14 protein-coding genes and 1 pseudogene are annotated in these 17,177 nt (G+C 56.1%); 7 read left to right on the top strand and 8 right to left on the bottom strand.

Features of this window, described 5'->3' with window-relative positions; genetic code table 11:
• Positions 1 to 9 precede the first annotated feature (9 nt).
• The 7 genes from AKJ29_RS15555 to AKJ29_RS15525 form a co-directional block, all read right to left on the bottom strand.
• Positions 10 to 1,365: a branched-chain amino acid ABC transporter permease gene (locus AKJ29_RS15555; protein ID WP_055192368.1), complete on the bottom strand. Its 1,356-nt coding sequence runs from the start codon at positions 1,363 to 1,365 to the stop codon at positions 10 to 12.
• Positions 1,362 to 2,372: a branched-chain amino acid ABC transporter permease gene (locus AKJ29_RS15550; protein WP_055192366.1), complete on the bottom strand. Its 1,011-nt coding sequence runs from the start codon at positions 2,370 to 2,372 to the stop codon at positions 1,362 to 1,364. Before AKJ29_RS15550 ends, AKJ29_RS15555 begins: the two co-directional genes overlap by 4 nt.
• 3 nt (positions 2,373 to 2,375) lie before the next feature.
• Complete coding sequence (locus tag AKJ29_RS15545) at positions 2,376 to 3,092, bottom strand: ABC transporter ATP-binding protein (RefSeq protein ID WP_055192364.1); 717 nt, start codon at positions 3,090 to 3,092, stop codon at positions 2,376 to 2,378.
• Positions 3,092 to 3,871, bottom strand: a complete 780-nt coding sequence (locus AKJ29_RS15540) for an ABC transporter ATP-binding protein (RefSeq protein WP_055192362.1) — start codon at positions 3,869 to 3,871, stop codon at positions 3,092 to 3,094. The genes AKJ29_RS15545 and AKJ29_RS15540 overlap by 1 nt, the downstream gene beginning before the upstream one ends.
• Before the next feature lie 93 nt (positions 3,872 to 3,964).
• The gene (locus tag AKJ29_RS15535; protein WP_055192361.1) at positions 3,965 to 5,152 is read right to left on the bottom strand and encodes an ABC transporter substrate-binding protein; all 1,188 of its coding nucleotides are present in this window, start codon (positions 5,150 to 5,152) and stop codon (positions 3,965 to 3,967) included.
• Between the two features lie 127 nt (positions 5,153 to 5,279).
• Entirely contained in the window at positions 5,280 to 6,314 is a 1,035-nt protein-coding gene (locus tag AKJ29_RS15530; protein WP_055192359.1) for a hypothetical protein, read from the bottom strand.
• 39 nt (positions 6,315 to 6,353) lie between these two features.
• Positions 6,354 to 7,352 carry a GlxA family transcriptional regulator gene (locus AKJ29_RS15525; protein ID WP_055192356.1) on the bottom strand — a complete coding sequence of 333 codons (999 nt, stop codon included), beginning with the start codon at positions 7,350 to 7,352 and terminating at the stop codon, positions 6,354 to 6,356.
• Between the two features lie 201 nt (positions 7,353 to 7,553).
• Between AKJ29_RS15525 and AKJ29_RS15520 the strand changes: the two genes are divergently transcribed.
• Positions 7,554 to 8,924: a class II 3-deoxy-7-phosphoheptulonate synthase gene (locus AKJ29_RS15520; protein WP_055192498.1), complete on the top strand. Its 1,371-nt coding sequence runs from the start codon at positions 7,554 to 7,556 to the stop codon at positions 8,922 to 8,924.
• Positions 8,925 to 9,069: 145 nt separating this feature from the next.
• Here the strand turns inward: AKJ29_RS15520 and AKJ29_RS15515 are convergent, their stop codons facing one another.
• Complete coding sequence (locus AKJ29_RS15515; protein ID WP_055192354.1) at positions 9,070 to 9,831, bottom strand: PAS domain-containing protein; 762 nt, start codon at positions 9,829 to 9,831, stop codon at positions 9,070 to 9,072.
• A gap of 178 nt (positions 9,832 to 10,009) precedes the next feature.
• Here AKJ29_RS15515 and AKJ29_RS15510 point away from each other — a divergent pair, with 178 nt between their 5' ends.
• The 6 genes and pseudogenes from AKJ29_RS15510 to AKJ29_RS15480 all read left to right on the top strand — a co-directional run bounded on the left by AKJ29_RS15510 (position 10,010) and on the right by AKJ29_RS15480 (position 17,177).
• Positions 10,010 to 10,903, top strand: coding sequence for a YicC/YloC family endoribonuclease (locus AKJ29_RS15510; RefSeq protein WP_055192352.1), 894 nt, complete (start codon positions 10,010 to 10,012; stop codon positions 10,901 to 10,903).
• A 5-nt stretch (positions 10,904 to 10,908) separates the two neighbouring features.
• Positions 10,909 to 11,562, top strand: a complete 654-nt coding sequence (gmk, locus tag AKJ29_RS15505) for a guanylate kinase (RefSeq protein ID WP_055192350.1) — start codon at positions 10,909 to 10,911, stop codon at positions 11,560 to 11,562.
• A complete protein-coding gene (locus AKJ29_RS15500) occupies positions 11,559 to 12,080 on the top strand; it encodes a gamma carbonic anhydrase family protein (protein WP_055192347.1) in 522 nt (173 codons plus the stop codon). Before gmk ends, AKJ29_RS15500 begins: the two co-directional genes overlap by 4 nt.
• A 564-nt stretch (positions 12,081 to 12,644) precedes the next feature.
• Positions 12,645 to 13,329, top strand: a pseudogene (locus AKJ29_RS20635) (integrase core domain-containing protein).
• A gap of 166 nt (positions 13,330 to 13,495) precedes the next feature.
• On the top strand, positions 13,496 to 16,108 hold the full coding sequence (locus AKJ29_RS20360) for a methyl-accepting chemotaxis protein (protein WP_055192345.1): 2,613 nt from the start codon (positions 13,496 to 13,498) through the stop codon (positions 16,106 to 16,108).
• On the top strand, positions 16,098 to 17,177 hold the full coding sequence (locus AKJ29_RS15480; protein ID WP_074963851.1) for a protein-glutamate methylesterase/protein-glutamine glutaminase: 1,080 nt from the start codon (positions 16,098 to 16,100) through the stop codon (positions 17,175 to 17,177). Before AKJ29_RS20360 ends, AKJ29_RS15480 begins: the two co-directional genes overlap by 11 nt.

Below are 17,177 nucleotides of genomic sequence, written 5' to 3'. Positions count from 1 at the left end.
TTGCAGGTCCTATTTTTCAGGGATCAGGCCACGCGGGCTGAAACGCAGCACCAGAAGTAGGACAATCCCCATCGAGAACAGACGCATATGTGCGGCGCTGTCCAGCAAATGGGCCTTGAGAGCGGAGCCATCCGCCATTCCCATCGTCACCACCTGCATCAGCCAATTGCCGATCGGTTCCACCTTGATCCAGAAGAACCAGATCAGCAGACCGCCCAGAACGGCGCCAAAATTGTTCCCTGACCCGCCAACAATCACCATGACCCAGATCAGGAAGGTAAAGCGAAGCGGCTGATAGGTGCCCGGTGTAAGCTGACCATCCAGCGTGGTCATCATGGCGCCGGCCAGGCCACAGATCGCGGATCCCAGCACAAAGATCTGAAGATGGCGTTTGGTGACGTTTTTGCCCATGGCCTGTGCGGCGACCTCATTGTCCCGGATCGCGCGCATCATCCGCCCCCAGGGCGACTTCAGCGACAATTGCGCCAGAACCAGAAGGCCTACGAGAATGACGGTGAAGATCAGGCCGTAGGACAGTTTTACCGCAATGGTCGAGGCGGTGGTGACATCCACGCCGAGCCCTTCGGACCTCGCGATAAACTCTGCGCTGTTTTGCAGGTCGATCTCATAGGGCACGGGACGTGGCAGGCCGATGACATTTTTCACGCCGCGTGCAAGCCAGTCTTCGTTCTTGATCACCGCAAGCACAATTTCGGCGATGCCCAGCGTGGCAATGGCAAGGTAGTCAGACCGCAGCCCCAGCGCAGTTTTACCTACCAACCAGGCCGCCCCTGCCGCCAGAAGGCCGCCCACGGGCCAGGCGAGGATCGCCATATATCCGTGATCCTTGTAGCCGTCGGGTCCGCCGGGGTTCAGGCCCCCGATATTGCCGGTCGAGGCCGGATTGATTGCTTCGACACCGGCGACACCGGCATCAAACACATAACGGAACAGGAAGAACCCCGCGGCCAGAACAGCGAAGAGAACAAGCCCCCGCACCCGTCCAGGGGCCATGCGTTTGAAGGTCATGATCCCGGCGACCACCGTTGCGGCCCCCAGAATGAGGCCGAACACGATCCGGAACCCACCCGCAGACCAGGCACCCGGGGTTGCAGGCATCGAGATCAGCACGGTGGCCAGACCGCCAAGGGCGACAAACCCCATGATCCCCACGTTGAACAGCCCGGCATAGCCCCATTGCAGGTTTACCCCCAAAGCCATGATCGCCGAAATCAGCGCCATGTTGAGAATGGCAAGCGAGGTGTTCCAGCTGCCCGAAAAGACCCAGAATGTCGTGCTTCCTTCCAGCACGAACAGAACGGCCATGATGGCAAACAGGAGTGGCGTGCGCATGTCTTTCGTCATACCGATTGCCCCTTGAAAAGCCCGGTGGGCTTGATCAGCAGAACCACGATCAGGATCACGAAGCTGACCGCGAATTTATAGTCGGTGGAAAGAAGCTGTGCGAGACCGGAAGGTTCCAGTGCTTCTGGCAACAAGTAAGTTGCCACTTTTTTCCACGCATAGGTGATTGTGACCTCGGAAAAGGCGATCACAAACCCGCCAGCAATGGCCCCCAGCGGATTGCCCAGACCGCCAACAATGGCAGAGGCGAAAATCGGCAGAAGAAGCTGGAAATAGGTGAAGGGTTTGAAGCTTTTGTCGAGGCCATAAAGAACACCGGCGATGGTGATAAGTGCTGCCACGATGATCCAGGTCACCATCACAACACGTTCCGGGTTGATGCCGGACAGAAGCGCCAGATCTTCGTTATCAGAGAAGGCGCGCATGGATTTGCCGGTCCGGGTCTTGTTGAGGAACCAGAACAGAGCCGCCACAACCAGCACGGCGGTGATGATTGTAATCCCTTGACTGGTCTTGAAGGCCAATCCCTCGCGCAGACCCGTCATCTCTTTGAATTCACGGGCTTTAATGATGAAGCGCGCGCCATCGGCAAACCGTTGTTCACCGGGGCCGATCAGGAAACGCACCACCCCGTTCATGATAAACATCACCCCCATCGAGGCCATGACGAACACGATCGGTTTGGCTTTTACCCGTCGGTAAAAACGATACACAACTCGGTCGGTGGCCAGCACCATGAGCGCCGTGCCGAGAATGCCGAAGGGCAGGGCAAGCAGGGCGGTGGGCAGCGGGTCAATCGAGACGCCCATCGACTGGAACCACCAGGTTACGAAAATCGTGACCATCGCGCCAAATGCCATGCTGTCACCATGGGCGAAGTTGGAAAAGCGCAGGATGCCATAGATCATCGTGACCCCCAGCGCGCCAATGGCAAGCTGCGAGCCGTAGGAAATGGCGGGGATCAGAACAAAGTTACTGAGCGCCACAATTGCATTGAGGAAATCCATTGATTAGCCCCCCAGGAACGATTGGCGGACCTCGGGGTCGGCCAGAAGGGATTTGCCAGTGCCGGTATGCGCATTGCGCCCCTGAACCAGAACATAGCCTTTGTCTGCGATCTCAAGGGCTTGGCGGGCATTTTGCTCAACCATAAGGATCGATATCCCGGTCCGTGCCACTTCAATGATCCGGTCAAACAGCTCATCCATCACAATCGGGGAAACGCCCGCGGTGGGTTCATCCAGCATCAGAACGGTGGGTTTGGTCATCAGCGCGCGGCCCACGGCCACCTGCTGACGCTGACCGCCCGAAAGCTCACCTGCCGCCTGGTGGCGTTTTTCGCGCAGGATCGGGAACAGCTCATAGACCTGTTCAATGGTTTCCGAAATATCATCGGTGCGGATAAACCCACCCATTTCGAGATTTTCTTCCACCGACATGGAGCCAAAGATATTGTGGTTCTGCGGCACAAAACCCATGCCTTTGCGCACACGCGCCTGCGGCGTCAGGCGGGTGATGTCTTCGCCATCCAGTGTCACCGATCCCTGGCGCAGGTTGAGCATCCCAAACACGGCTTTCATGCCGGTCGATTTGCCCGCGCCATTGGGGCCGACGATCACCGCAATCTCTCCTTTATCAACGGAGATGGTGCAATCATGCAGGATGTCCGGGCCATGTTTGCCATAGCCACCGGTCATCCCTTCACCAATAAGGAAGGGGGCCGTCATTACGCGTCCTCTTTCTTGTTCTTGAGCCCGGTGCCGAGATAGGCCTCGATCACCTGCTCATTGGCTTTGATTTCAGCCAATGTGCCCTGAGCGAGAACCTTGCCCTCGGCCATGCAGATAACCGGGTCGCAGAGTTTCTCGATGAAATCCATGTCATGTTCGATCACGACAAAAGTGTATCCACGCTCTTCATTCAGGCGTTTGATCGCATCGGCGATGGTGTAAAGCAGCGTGCGGTTCACGCCTGCGCCGACCTCGTCCAGGAACACGATCTTGGCGTCGACCATCATGGTGCGGCCCAGTTCCAGAAGCTTTTTCTGCCCCCCCGAGATCTCACCCGCCCGCAGGTCGGCGATATGGGAAATGGTCAGAAATTCAAGAACTTCGTCGGCTTTGGCCCGCAGGGCGCGTTCCTCGTCGGCGATGCGTTTGCGGCCAAACCAGGTGTTCCAGAGCGCCTCACCCGACTGCCCGCCCGGCACCATCATCAGGTTCTCGCGGCAGGTCATCGAGCCAAACTCATGTGCGATCTGAAACGTGCGCAGAAGGCCCTTGTGAAACAGTTCATGCGGCGGCAGGCCGGTGATGTCTTCGCCCGCCATGGTGATCCGGCCCGAGGTCGGTTTCAGCACACCAGCGATCACGTTAAAGAGCGTCGTCTTGCCCGCGCCGTTAGGGCCGATCAACCCGGTGATCGAGCGATCTTCGATCCGCATCGTTGCACCATCCACGGCCCGAAAGCCGCCAAAGTGCTTGTGAACGTCTTCTATGACGATCATGTCTTCCCCTCTCACAACCTTTAGATGGTCGTGTATCTTACTGAAACAGCCCGGAAAAATCCGGGCTGCTTCATTTTGGTTATGCCAGCAGGATCAGCGGTACTTAACCGTTTCGATCTTACCGTCTTTGATCTCGATCTGGCGGTATCCGCCCGAGGCTTCGCCACCGTTGATCAGCTCAACCGCGGTTGCGCCCACATAGTCGATGTCGCCGCCATCTGCCAGGATCTGCAGACCTTTGGCCAGCTCACCCGGATAGATTTTTTCGCCCGGCGCGTTGGCAACCATTTCCACCTTCGACATGTAGTCGGCGGATTCGGCGGAACCCGCAGCCTGCATGGCCAGAAGGATCAGGGCCGCAGCGTCATAGCTTTCGCCGGTATAGGGGCTGCCCACGGTGAATTTGTCGCCGGCAAGCTCGGCAAAAGTGGCCGCACCCGGGCTGTCGGTGCCAGCCAGCTGACCGGTCGAACCTTCAACTTCGGCGCCGAAGTTCTTTTCAAGGTTTTCACCGATCATGCCATCGGGGAAGTGGAAGCTGTCAAAGGCGCCGGTGTCGAGGGCACCGCGCACGATGCCTGCGCCACCTTGGTCGACGTAACCGGCAACCACGAGCACGTCACCACCAGCCGATGCCAGGGCGCCAACTTCTGCGGTATAGTCGGCTTTGCCATCTTCATGGGCGGCCACGATGGTGACTTCGCCGCCAGCAGCTTCAAACGCGGCTTTGAACGCGTCGGCCATGCCTTTGCCGTAGTCATTGTTGGTGTAGGTCACAGCAACCGAGCCCACGCCGTTTTCTTTCAGAATGTCGGCCATGACTGCGGACTGGCGCGCATCCGACGGGGCGGTGCGGAAGAACAGACCGTTATCTTCGGCGTCGGTCAGGCCCGGCGAGGTGGCCGAAGGCGAGATCATCACGATACCGTTCGGCACGGCCACGTTGGCCAGAACCGCACCGGTAACGCCGGAACAATCCGGACCAACCAGACCTTTGACACCATCCGAGGTGATCAGTTTTTCAGCAGCAGCGGTGGCTGCGGCGCTGTCCACGCAGGTCGAGTCCGCCCGCACCGATTCCACGGTCTTGCCACCCAGCAGCAGGCCCGAGTCCGACACTTCAGCCATGGCCAGCTCAGCACCACCGGCCATATGCGGTGTCAGGCTTTCGATCGGCCCGGTATAGCCCAGGATCGTGCCCAGCTTGACCACATGGTCATCAGCCATTGCGGTGCCGGTCATCAGAGCGGTGGCGGCAGTCGCCATCAGCAGCTTTTTCATATATCTTTCTCCCAATTGGAAAATTCTCCCAACCGTCACATTATGACCGAATAGGGGAAATGAAAAGACCCGCATGCGAAGAAATGCAGTGGAAATCCGTCAGGTTTCTTACGGCTTTCCATCCGGTCTAGGGCAAGGAAACATAACGCAATCTGAATGTGGTTTCTTGCGGAAATCCAACGGTTTGCGCGGTGTTTCGCAAGGTGGTGAGGGTCGGGACCTCATCGGTTGGACTGGAGGTGACCTCCTGCGCTGCACCTAACGCCGCGTCAAGGATGTCAGGCCGGAACGTGGTTGCGATATCGGCGAAACGGGTGCGGCGAAGCTGGTTACATCGGTCCTGATTACAGAGAAAACGGAGAACAGGCCGATAAATGCCTGCAAACGCGTTCGTGCTCATAACCTGCCCATCCTGTCTGGCCAGCAGCACGTTCTGATCAAGGTCGAACGGGGTTCGATCAAGCGTCAGGGTCAGGTGATACTCCGTATCCGGTATCGCAAGTTCATTCGTGATACGTGCGCGGATGTCGGCTTCGATATCGCGCGGGTTTAGTCCCCGCTCAGTCCGGCTCTCCCAGATGTAGGGCAGATCGATAGACAGGGAATGGGTGAACTGACCGGCCAGGGTGGGGCGTGTGACCCAGAGATCGACGGGATTGCGATCCACCCTTTCGATCAGTGCTGCGGCCTGATGATAGGGGAGCACCTCATCGACCATGTCGACCCTTTGGGCGACGGCTTTGAGCGGTGTCAAATCCATTCTGTTGGCATTGCAGAACGCATATTCGCGGACGAGATTGTCATCCTTTACCGCCCACAGAATTTTACCGCGCTCTGAGCCGCAATGCATCGGTTGATGAGGGGTGGAGAACAGGCTTTCAAACAGGCGATCACCATAAAATCCGATGGTCTGGGTGGATGCGTCTGACGGCGTGTCGATCAGATACCACCCTTTGCGCCCGTTTCGAAACACAATACGCTCGGCTGTTTCCAAATCGACCAGCGTGACCAGATCCACCCGGGGCAGGTGGCTGGTGTCTTCGCCCCAGATCATGTTGTAAAAAGAGAAAAGCCCGTGCCCAAGAACCAGAACGATCCATGTCACATAGGCACATGCCGCCAAAATCAGCGCGGCGATCACTCGGATGAAAATCTTCTTCATACTGATAAAAGGGCGATACTGGGCAAACTGGACAGAAGATCAGGTCTTGGCAGATCCTGATTGGCTGCCCCGTTCCCGATAGGGGGTTGTTTCATAATGCGACCGGTAGCATTTCGAGAAATGCGAGGGGCTGGAAAACCCGCAGGCCAGCGCCACATTGATCACGCTCATATCCGTCTGCATCAACAGGTTGCGCGCTTTTTGCAGGCGCAATTCCATGTAGTAGCGTTTGGGAGAGCGGTTCAGATAGCGCCGGAACAGGCGTTCAAGCTGCCGGGTGGACATGCCGACTTCCGAGGCCAGGATCGACGGTGAAATCGGTTCCTCGATATTGCCTTCCATACGCTGGATCACTTCGGACAGTTTGGGATGGCGTACCCCGATCCGCGTTGGCACCGACAGGCGCTGGCTGTCCCGATCAGTTCGAATAGACGTGTAGATCTGCTGATCCGCCACGATATTCGCGATATCTTCATCTTGCTGTTGCGCAATCAGCTTCAGCATCAGGTCAATTGACGCGGTGCCGCCCGCAGCGGTCATGCGCGGCCCATCGATGACAAAGACCCGCTTGGTCAGGTCGACATCATCAAATTCTTCCGCAAAACTATCATGATTTTCCCAATGGATGGTGGCGCGTTTGTCAGACAGAAGCCCTGCCCGGGCCATGATATAAGATGCGGTGCACAGCCCTGCGACCTGAACCCCACGACGTGCTTCGCGGCGGATCCAGTTCAAAAGCTTGGGGCTGCAGTTGTTTTGGACATTGACACCAGAGCAGATTACGACCACGTCGTCGCGCTTCAGCTCTTCCAGATCCCCATCCAGATTAAAGCTGGCCCCGGCAGAGCAGCTGACCGTTTCACCGCCTTCACCAAGCAGTCGCCATTCGTAAAGGTTACGTCCCGCCGCCCGGTTGGCAATACGCAACGCATCCAGAGCACCGGCAAAGCTGAGCAGGGTGAATTCGTTCACCAGTACAAATACGAACCGAATGCTCGGATTCGTCTGTGGCTTCTCCTTGGACAGGCTGTGGTTCATTGGCGACTCACTTGCTTGATGAGGCTGAATTTTGACATGAAGGACACCACACCAGTTTTGACCGGCAGCTTCAAGGCGTTTTGCCGTTCGGACGACACATTCTTGAAACATATCACTGTTTGCACCTCGGACATAGAGGCGCTATCAAGAGGGCCTTATTGCCCCGGAGGAGGGGGCTTGATTGAACATGGAGCAAAGATGATGACGGATTGGAATAAGTCGGCCTGGCGTGAAAAGCCAAGAGTTCAGATGCCCGACTATACCGACCCGGCTGCGTTGGCCGAGGTCGAAGCGCAGCTTGGCAAATATCCTCCGCTGGTCTTTGCTGGCGAAGCGATCCGCTTGAAACGGGAATTGGGCAAGGCATCCCGCGGCGAAGCGTTTCTGCTGCAGGGCGGCGATTGCGCCGAAAGCTTTGCTGACTTCTCGGCTGACGGCATTCGTGACACGTTTAAGGTGATGCTGCAGATGGCCATGGTCCTGACCTTCGGCGCCAAGGTGCCGGTGGTCAAGGTGGGCCGTATGGCCGGTCAGTTTGCCAAACCGCGCTCGGCACCGACCGAAACCGTGGATGGGGTGGAACTGCCCAGCTATCGCGGGGATATCATCAATGAACTGGATTTCACCTCTGATGCCCGCATCCCCGACCCGAAGAAAATGTTGCAGGCCTATACGCAGTCGGCGGCAACACTGAACCTGTTGCGCGCCTATTCCACCGGTGGTCTGGCCGATGTGCATCAGGTGCATCAATGGACGTTGGAATTCACCGAGGGGGGCGAGGCCGAAAAATATCGCGCCATGGCCGAGCGGATCCAGGACAGCCTCGATTTCATGAAATCGGCAGGCGTGACCTCGGACCGGATGCACACGCTGCAGACAGTGGATTTCTACACCTCGCATGAAGGGCTGCTGCTGGAATATGAAGAGGCCCTGACCCGTCAGGACAAAACCACCGGCAAAACCGTTGCAGGCTCCGGCCACATGCTGTGGATCGGCGACCGGACCCGTCAACCGGACGGGGCACATGTTGAGTTTCTGAGCGGTGTGATCAACCCGATCGGGTTGAAATGTGGCCCGACCACCACCGCAGACGACCTCAAAGTGCTGATGGAGAAGCTGAACCCGGAAAACGAAGCCGGGCGCCTGACCCTGATTGCGCGTTTTGGGGCTGGCAAGGTGAGCGAGCATCTGCCGCGCCTGATCGAAACGGTGAAATCCGAAGGGGCCAATGTGGTCTGGTCTTGCGACCCGATGCATGGCAACACGATCAAATCGGCTTCTGGCTATAAAACACGCCCGTTCGACAGCGTGCTGAAAGAGGTGCAGGAGTTCTTTGCCGTGCATCAGGATCAGGGCACCATTCCGGGGGGGGTGCATTTCGAAATGACCGGCACCGATGTGACCGAATGCACCGGCGGCGTGCGCGCCGTGACGGACGAGGATCTTTCGGATCGCTATCACACCGCCTGTGATCCCCGCCTGAACGCGTCTCAGTCGCTGGAACTGGCGTTCCTGGTGGCAGAGGAACTGTCGGCCCTGCGTCAACCGAACGAAACGCGCAAGGCCGGATGAGGCCTCACGCCGAAACGCTTTAAAAGGAAAACCCTGGCTTCGCCGGGGTTTTTCTTTTTTATCAATGTTATACTGAAATAACTTCAAGTATTCTTACGCAAAAGCTGCCGCAACTACCAAGGTGCTGTCTGCGGCCAACGCAGGCTCACTCTTCACCTACCAGCCATAGATGGCCGCGGCGGATGGTCTTGGCTGTGCCAGCTTGGTCTTCGGTGTTGCCTGTGTCTTTGTCAGCATTGCCTTTTGCAGCATTTTTCCGCGAGGCGAAACCGAGATCACCTTCGGCGGTCGGGAAGTTGTATGCATCCTCAGTGTGGCGAAAGACCGGGCGCAAACTCTCCGTAATACCGCTCGGGTCATCCACGATAATGTCCCTGACCGACAGGTCCTGAAAGGTAAAGCGGCGCGGGGCCCGATCAACGCCCCCCTTGATCTGAAGCGCACCAAGAGCACGGGTTACCCGGCCCTGATCATCCAGCATCGGAGCCATGAAAAGCTGCGCATCCAATGCTTTACGGGTAAAGCTGCCCTTGCTTGTCAGGCTGGCATGAAGGGTGGCAGGCCCGTCAAACAGACGCCCCAACGCCTCCTGAATCTCGGCCCGCGCCTCGGGCAGGAACAGGGATGAGATCGGCATTCCGCGCATTTCCATCCCCAAAATATCATTCAGACCCTGCCCGGAAAGGCGGATCTTGGCCATGCCTGGCGCGATTTTTTCCAAAATGAAGGCGTGTTCTAGAATGTTGGAAAGGCCACGCGGGTCAAGTTCAGATCGGGCCGGCACGAGACGGTTGCCACGCAGCCCTTCCCAGTAGCCTTCGGCCTGTGCCACCGCCGGAAATTTCATTCCGGTTCGCGCGGCGGTGATTGAAATCACATTCCCGCCTTTTACATAGTCGATCTTCATGTCTCTGTCCCACAGGCCGGTCTGGATGAGTGACGCTCAGAGCCTTCTGGCAGCTTGTTCCGGTGCTGGCCGTCTGCTAACTGAAATCGAGGTAATGCTCACCACATTCTTAATATGGCATATTCTGTTAAAATGTGGTGATAAATCTTATCAAATGGTTAACCAAACAGGATGCCCCATGGCCCAATCAATGACAGGTTTCGCAAGCGCCACCGGAGAAAATGGAACCTATAGCTGGAACTGGGACATCCGCTCGGTCAATGCTCGCGGTCTGGATCTCCGGCTGAGGCTTCCGGATTGGATCCCCGGGCTGGATGAAGCCATTCGCAAAGCTCTCAAAGGGCATGTGACACGGGGGAATATCTCACTTGGGCTGCGTGTTTCGCGAGGGGAAGAAGGCGGGCAGGCCGCGATCAGTCCTGCCGGGCTTGCGCAGGCGCTTGGTCTGCTGGGAACGATCCGCGCAGAGGCCGAGAACCGGGGACTGCCCGTGGCCCCTGTCAGCCCGTCAGATATTGCCACCATGCGTGGCGTGCTTGAGGTGAAGTCAGGTGGAGAGGAGGAGGCCGGTGAGCTCATGAACGCTCTGAGCGCGCAAATACCCGACCTCATCCGCCAGTTTGTAGACGCGCGTGAAGGGGAAGGGGCTGAACTGGTCGCGATCCTGTCTGCACAGGTGGATGAGGTGGCCCAGCTTGTAGATCAGGCAGAACAGCTTTTGTCTGAGCGGCAGGAGGCACAGAAGACTCAGCTTGCCGATGCCATGGCGCGGGTTCTGGACAACACAGACGGGCTTGAGCCGGACCGGATCGTGCAGGAGCTTGCGTTAATTGCCGTCAAATCCGATGTGCGCGAAGAGGTGGACCGCCTACGGGCCCATGTCTCAGCCGCGCGCGAGCACCTCGCAAGTTCGGTGCCGGTGGGGCGAAAGCTCGATTTCCTCATGCAGGAGTTCAACCGCGAATCCAACACGCTTTGTTCAAAAGCGCAATTCAACGCGTTGACCACGGTTGGGCTGGACCTCAAACATGTGATCGATCAAATGCGTGAGCAAGTGCAGAATCTGGAGTAAGTCTCATGGCCAATTTCGAAAACCGTCGCGGTTTGCTGATCATCCTGTCCTCGCCCTCAGGGGCCGGGAAATCCACCCTAGCCAGACAGTTGATGCAATGGGATGACAGTTTGCGCTTTTCAGTGTCAGCCACGACCCGCGCCCCGCGTGAGGGCGAGGAGAACGGCGTGCATTACCATTTCGTGGACGAGCCCACCTTCAAGGGTATGGTGACAGAGGGTGAGATGCTGGAACACGCCCATGTGTTCGGCAATTTTTACGGGTCACCAGCAGGTCCGGTGCGCGACGCGATCGAAAGCGGTCGTGATGTCCTGTTTGACGTGGACTGGCAAGGCGCCCAGCAGATTTCCAACTCGGCCCTGCGTGACCATGTGCTGTCGATTTTTGTGCTGCCGCCCTCGATCACGGAACTGCGGCGTCGTCTGGTCAGCCGGGGACAGGACAGTGACGAGGTGATCCAGAAAAGGATGCAGAAAAGCTGGGACGAGATCAGCCACTGGGACGGGTATGATTACGTTCTGGTCAATGATGATCTGGAGGCGACGTTTGACCGGTTGAAAACCATCGTGTCCGCGGAACGCCTGCGCCGGGCGCAGCAGCCCGGACTTCTGAACTTCGTGCGCGGGCTGCAATCGGAATTTGAGGAGAATGAAACATGATCTATGCATTGGATGGCGTAACACCCGAGATTGATCCGGCGGCCTGGGTGGCCCCGGATGCCAATCTTATCGGTCGGGTTCGGATCGGCGCCAAGGCGTCGGTCTGGTTTGGCTGCACCCTGCGTGGCGACAATGAGCTGATCGACGTGGGCGACGGCACCAATGTGCAGGAAAACTGCGTATTTCACACCGATCTTGGGTTTCCGCTGACCATTGGTGCCAATGTCACCGTTGGCCATAAGGTGCTTTTGCATGGCTGCACAATTGGCGATGGCAGCCTGATCGGCATGAACGCGACAGTGATGAATGGCGCAAAAATCGGCAAAGGATGCCTGATCGGGGCAGGGGCGCTGGTGACCGAAGGCAAAGAGATCCCGGACGGGTCCATGGTGCTGGGCAGCCCCGGCAAGATCGTGAGAGAGATTGATGAGGCGGCAAAGCAGTCACTTCTGGCCTCGGCCCATCATTATCAGCTCAATGCGGCGTATTTCGCCAAAAGCCTGAAACCGGTTGGCTAAGCGGCTCGGAAAATGTTTCTCCGGTTTGTCCCGGGGCATTTTTGCGGCGCGGAAACGTCTGTGTGAACTTGATCGCTATGTGGCGGTCTTTTTTTGGCGCGATGGGCTGCTGATACCGCGCTCCGTTGACTGATAGCAGCGCCACCCAAGCCTGGCTTCGTGCCCGTCAGTTCAGCGAATCCTTAAACGGTTTTGGATGCGCAATGAACGGCGCGGGGTTCCCGTGCATGTCCACGACCTCAATGCCATAGAGTGTCTGCTTGCGTGGCTCGGGAATGTGAGTGGGCTTCTTGACCCACTCGAATTTCTTGAAACCGTAGTCACTGGGGTAGAAGGCTTTGACCGTATCGCGGGGGGATGTCCTTGTGGTTCATTTCTCAACACGCGATCGGTTTGCCGGACTTGGCCGTTTTGCGTTACCTGGCTTCCATCGCCTTGCGCTGTTTGCAATTCAGAGCAAACTGCAGCTTGGCGGGTGCCATCGGGGAATGCGCAACGTTCAGAGGTTCGTTGGACTTGTCCCAGTTCAGTTCCGGCCCTTTGAGAGCAATATTGCCTTGAACTATGGCAAACGGACACAGTGAAGAGTTCAAGCGGGATGCGGTGCGTATCGCGCTGACGCGCGGCCTGACGCGGCGACAGGTTTCTGCGGATTTGGGGGGGCCTTTCAACGCTGAACAAATGGATCACATCCTTTGACGAAGAAGCGGTTGTTTCCGGGCCCGATCAGGATCTGGCACGGGAGAGTGAACGGCTTCGACGGGAGAACCGCATCCTGAAGGAGGAGAGGGGCGTGCTAAAAAAGGCCACGGCCTTTTCGCGAGGCAAAAGACGTGAGGGTCGCATTCATCGACCAGTGCGACGGTAAACTCAGCCAGCGCCAGCTCTGCGGCCTGCCTGGAGTAACCGATCGGCTACCGTTCACGGCGATCAATCTGCCCCCCCGAAAGGCTGCATCCATCACACCGACCGCGGCAGCCAATATTGTTCGCATGAGGACCAGAAGCCGCTGAAACAGCGCGGCTTCAAGGTCTCGATGGGCGGCAAGGGAAATTGCTATGACAACGCTGCCCTTGAGACCTGCTTCAAAACACTGAGGGCCGAGCTGGCCTGGCCGCAACCCTGGTACATTCGCCGGCAATACGAACTGGCGCTGTTCCAGTACATCAACGGTTTTTACAACCCACGCCGACGGCACTCAGCCCTTGGATACAAAAGCCCCGTGACTTTCGAACGGAAAGCCGCTTAACATGAGAGCTCTTGGTCCGGAACTAAACCGGGACAAGTCCAATCTAATCCGGTGCGCTCCTTTACCGGACGGATGCGATTGATCTTAACCCCATTTCAACACTCCGCGCCTTAGTCTGGCGAAGACCAGTTCACGAGGTTACACGGCAAAAGGAATGGGACCAAATATGACCACCGATGCTCATGGAAAATTTTCACCCAAGAAACTGAACTCCGTGTTTGTCAAACTGACAGCGACGATAGTTGCATCCATAGGCGTCGCAGCTCTGTCTATGGTTTTTCTTTCTTTGAAGGGGAGTGACGAGGTCGTTGATAAACTTACATCGGCGAAAGACCAGGAAATCACCCGTTTGCTGGGACAGAGTTTGCTGGGGGCATTCCAGGTGATGAGTGCAAACGGGGTACAGAACCGGCTGATGACAGTTGTTGATCCCGAAGATCCTTATTCCCCTACAGTCATTGCTGTCGCAAAGAATGGCCGTGTTCTGGCTCAGATGGGACCAGAGCTGAATGACATGCCCATTTTGGAAAGTCTGGTTGCGGAGGCAGTGCAAACGCAACGCTCGCAAGAGGCGAATGACGGCCTTTACTATGCTTACCCGATACATTCTGAGGATGGGAAAAAGTTCTATGGAGTTCTGGCGTTCGCTTGGAATGCAAAGAAAACCCGAGAACTTGTGCGCGTTGAACAAGTGCGTACAACTGCGATTTCGGCGGGGGTTTTTCTTGTAGCGCTTATTCTGATCATGTTTGGAGTTCAGAAGGTTGTCGTCGGGCCGCTCAAACAAATTGGGTCGGCTGTTCGCAAAATTTCCAAAGGGCAGTATGATGTGGAAATCAAAGCTGCTGCCCATGGTGATGAGATGGGGAATTTGGCCGGAGCGTTGTGTGACTTTGCGGAAGAACTTGCTACGGGTGCTGAACTTGAAAAGCAAAATCAGTTCCGAAGTACTGCGTTCCGGGATGTCTCTACCAATCTCATGATGATGGATGACACCTTGAGCATTCAAGAGATCAACCCAGCCATGGAGGCGCTTTTTGCCGAAAAAAGAGAGGAATTTCTGAGTTGTATTAAGGGGTTCCCAATGGGCGGTGTCGAAGGGGAAAGCCTGGAAACGTTTCTGCAGGCAGCAACAGATCCGACCGTTCTGGACAGAATTGCAGCCGCTGAAAATCTCCCTTGTATGGTTGATCTTGTCGTTGGTGAAAGCCGCTATCGCGTGATGATCAATGATGTCCGTGATGCGGAAGAAATTCTCATCGGGTATGTGGCAGAATGGTCGGATATATCGGACAGTTTTGTAAACCATGCGTTGATGAAGGCGATTGACGAAAACCAGATTAAAGTTGATCTCAGTTTGGATGGAGAGATCATGAGCTGCAACGCTCACTTTTCTGATCTTCTGGGAAGAGAGATTGAAAGTCTGCCTGGCTTGGCGTTTGAGGAGCTTTATTCCGGCTCTGACGGAGATAGTAAGAAATTTCAACAGGTGATTAAACAGGTTTCTCAGGGCGCATCTCTATATGACCACTTTGTTTTGACAGGAAGTGATGGATCGCAATTGGTTATCGACGGTGGGTTTGTTCCTGTCCGGGATCTTGATGGTCGGTTGATGCGCATCGTTTTGATAGCGACGGATGTTACGGAGACGCGGCGGGAGATAGAGGCATCGGAGGTTCGTCGTGCCGAGATGGAGGCGGCGCAGAACCGCGTTGTTGACGCGCTGCGCGATGGGTTGAGCCGTTTGTCGGATGGGGATCTGACCACCGAGATCACGGATGCGTTCTCCGAGAATTACGAACAGCTTCGTCATGATTTCAACCGGGCTGTTGATAACCTTCTTACAGCGATGCGTGGGGTGGTTGAGAATGCTGAGATGATCCAGGGGGAAGCGTCCGAGATTTCGAATGCGGCGGATGACCTGTCGCAGAGAACCGAAAGGCAGGCGGCCACGCTGGAGGAGACAGCCACGGCGCTGGATGAGCTGACATCATCGGTGCGTTCCGCAGCCGATGGTGCCGCGCATGCCAGTGAAGTGGTTGAAAGTGCGCGGAAAAATGCAGAAGTTTCTGGCGAGGTTGTGCGGGAGGCCGTGGAGGCCATGGGGGAGATTGAAACCTCGTCCTTGCAAATCTCGAAAATTACCGGCGTGATTGACGATATTGCGTTCCAGACCAACCTGTTGGCGTTGAATGCCGGGGTCGAAGCGGCACGAGCCGGTGAGGCGGGGCGGGGCTTTGCGGTGGTCGCCTCGGAAGTTCGGGCCTTGGCGCAACGTTCTTCTGACGCTGCACGAGAAATCAATGAACTGATTTCCGCCTCAGGCAGCCAGGTGAAACGTGGCGTGCATCTGGTGGACCAAGCGGGAGAAGCCCTGGTCGGGATTGTGGAAAGTGTTAGTGAAATCAGCCGAAATGTTGGTGAAATTGCCATATCTGCACGAGAGCAGAGCGCAGGTCTTGCGGAAATCAATGAGGCGGTAAACCAGTTGGATCAGGTGACGCAGCAAAATGCGGCGATGTTTGAACAAACAACCGCAGCCAGCCATTCTTTGACATGTGAGGCCCAAACGCTGACCAGCACCATGTCTCGTTTCAAAACTGATCAGGCGGAACGACCTGCGGCACAAATCATTGAAAGTGATGTTTTTGTCGAACCCGTTTTACAAACCGAAGAGAGCGCCCTCCATCCCCACCCCCTCGCGGCCCCCAAAAGCTCCGTAGCAATCGCACAGCAGATCGAAGCAGACCATACCTATGAGGATTGGGATGAGTTTTGATCTTAAAGGATCATGGAATGTTGCCGCAAAGAAACCGCCTACACGGGTTCTTATTGTGGATGATAGTCCGACTATGCGAAGCCTGATACGCTTTGGGATTCAAAAAGACCCTTGTCTAGTGGTCGTGGGGGAAGCCGCGTCAGCGTTAGAAGCTCGGGAATTGGTGAAAACCAAATCTCCGGATGTAATGACGCTTGACGTTGAAATGCCGGGGATGAGCGGGTTGGAGTTCTTGCGTAGATTGATGCGCGCAAAGCCTATGCCGGTTGTTATGTTCTCATCATTGACTGCTGAAGGCAGTGAAGCCGCTATCACAGCATTATCACTTGGTGCTTTTGAATGCATATTGAAACCTGGTCCCGGTGCCGGGCAAAGTTCACTTGAGAGCCTTCCGCAAACGATCCACGCCGCAGCGCAAGCACGCATAGACCCTGTTGGGCGCGCGATAAGAAAAAACCTGACATCGCAACAGGGGTTTAGTGACTGGAATGGAAAAACTGTTCTAATTGGGGCATCTACGGGAGGAGTGGAGGCGTTGGAGTTCCTGGTTGAAAAAATGCCAGTGAACTGTCCTCCCATTTTGATTACCCAACATATGCCAGCACAGTTCTTAGTCAAATTTGCCAATCGGCTAGACAGAATTGCAAAACCAAAAGTTCGTTTGGCAAAAGAAGGAGACCGACCACTTCCAGGAGAGATCTTGATAGCACCAGGAGGCGAAACGCATTTGGTTTTGGTTAATCCTCAGGATCCGAAAATTCACCTTCTCAAAGCTCCTAAACGTACGGGGCACCGCCCTTCGGTTGATGAAATGATGCTGTCTGCCCAAGCTATGGCAAATCGGGTGGTCGGGGTCATTTTGACTGGTATGGGGACTGACGGCGCGGAAGGCATGGCCCAGTTAAAGGCCCAAGGGGCGACTTGCCTTGCTCAGGATGAAAAAAGCTCTGTAGTTTTCGGAATGCCAAGGGTTGCGATCGAAAAAGGAGGTGTCGACGTTGTTTTACCTCTCGTTCAGCTCCCTAACGCCATTCTTGATATGTGTTCCAGCTTGAAGAGGACGAATTGA

Source organism: Aliiroseovarius crassostreae (genome assembly GCF_001307765.1).
Lineage (GTDB): Bacteria > Pseudomonadota > Alphaproteobacteria > Rhodobacterales > Rhodobacteraceae > Aliiroseovarius > Aliiroseovarius crassostreae.
The sequence above is the reverse complement of the archived record's forward strand: the minus strand, read 5'-3'. Positions and strand labels throughout refer to the sequence as shown.

Coding starts and splice junctions, on each gene's coding strand:
- AKJ29_RS15500 (WP_055192347.1), top strand. CDS start 11,559: ATGATCTATGCATTGGATGGCGTAACACCCGAGATTGATCCGGCGGCC.
- AKJ29_RS15520 (WP_055192498.1), top strand. CDS start 7,554: ATGACGGATTGGAATAAGTCGGCCTGGCGTGAAAAGCCAAGAGTTCAG.
- AKJ29_RS15510 (WP_055192352.1), top strand. CDS start 10,010: ATGGCCCAATCAATGACAGGTTTCGCAAGCGCCACCGGAGAAAATGGA.
- AKJ29_RS15535 (WP_055192361.1), bottom strand. CDS start 5,152: ATGAAAAAGCTGCTGATGGCGACTGCCGCCACCGCTCTGATGACCGGC.
- AKJ29_RS15540 (WP_055192362.1), bottom strand. CDS start 3,871: ATGATCGTCATAGAAGACGTTCACAAGCACTTTGGCGGCTTTCGGGCC.
- AKJ29_RS15480 (WP_074963851.1), top strand. CDS start 16,098: ATGAGTTTTGATCTTAAAGGATCATGGAATGTTGCCGCAAAGAAACCG.
- AKJ29_RS15530 (WP_055192359.1), bottom strand. CDS start 6,314: ATGAAGAAGATTTTCATCCGAGTGATCGCCGCGCTGATTTTGGCGGCA.
- AKJ29_RS15555 (WP_055192368.1), bottom strand. CDS start 1,365: ATGACGAAAGACATGCGCACGCCACTCCTGTTTGCCATCATGGCCGTT.
- AKJ29_RS15515 (WP_055192354.1), bottom strand. CDS start 9,831: ATGAAGATCGACTATGTAAAAGGCGGGAATGTGATTTCAATCACCGCC.
- AKJ29_RS15550 (WP_055192366.1), bottom strand. CDS start 2,372: ATGGATTTCCTCAATGCAATTGTGGCGCTCAGTAACTTTGTTCTGATC.
- gmk (WP_055192350.1), top strand. CDS start 10,909: ATGGCCAATTTCGAAAACCGTCGCGGTTTGCTGATCATCCTGTCCTCG.
- AKJ29_RS15545 (WP_055192364.1), bottom strand. CDS start 3,092: ATGACGGCCCCCTTCCTTATTGGTGAAGGGATGACCGGTGGCTATGGC.
- AKJ29_RS20360 (WP_055192345.1), top strand. CDS start 13,496: ATGACCACCGATGCTCATGGAAAATTTTCACCCAAGAAACTGAACTCC.
- AKJ29_RS15525 (WP_055192356.1), bottom strand. CDS start 7,352: ATGAACCACAGCCTGTCCAAGGAGAAGCCACAGACGAATCCGAGCATT.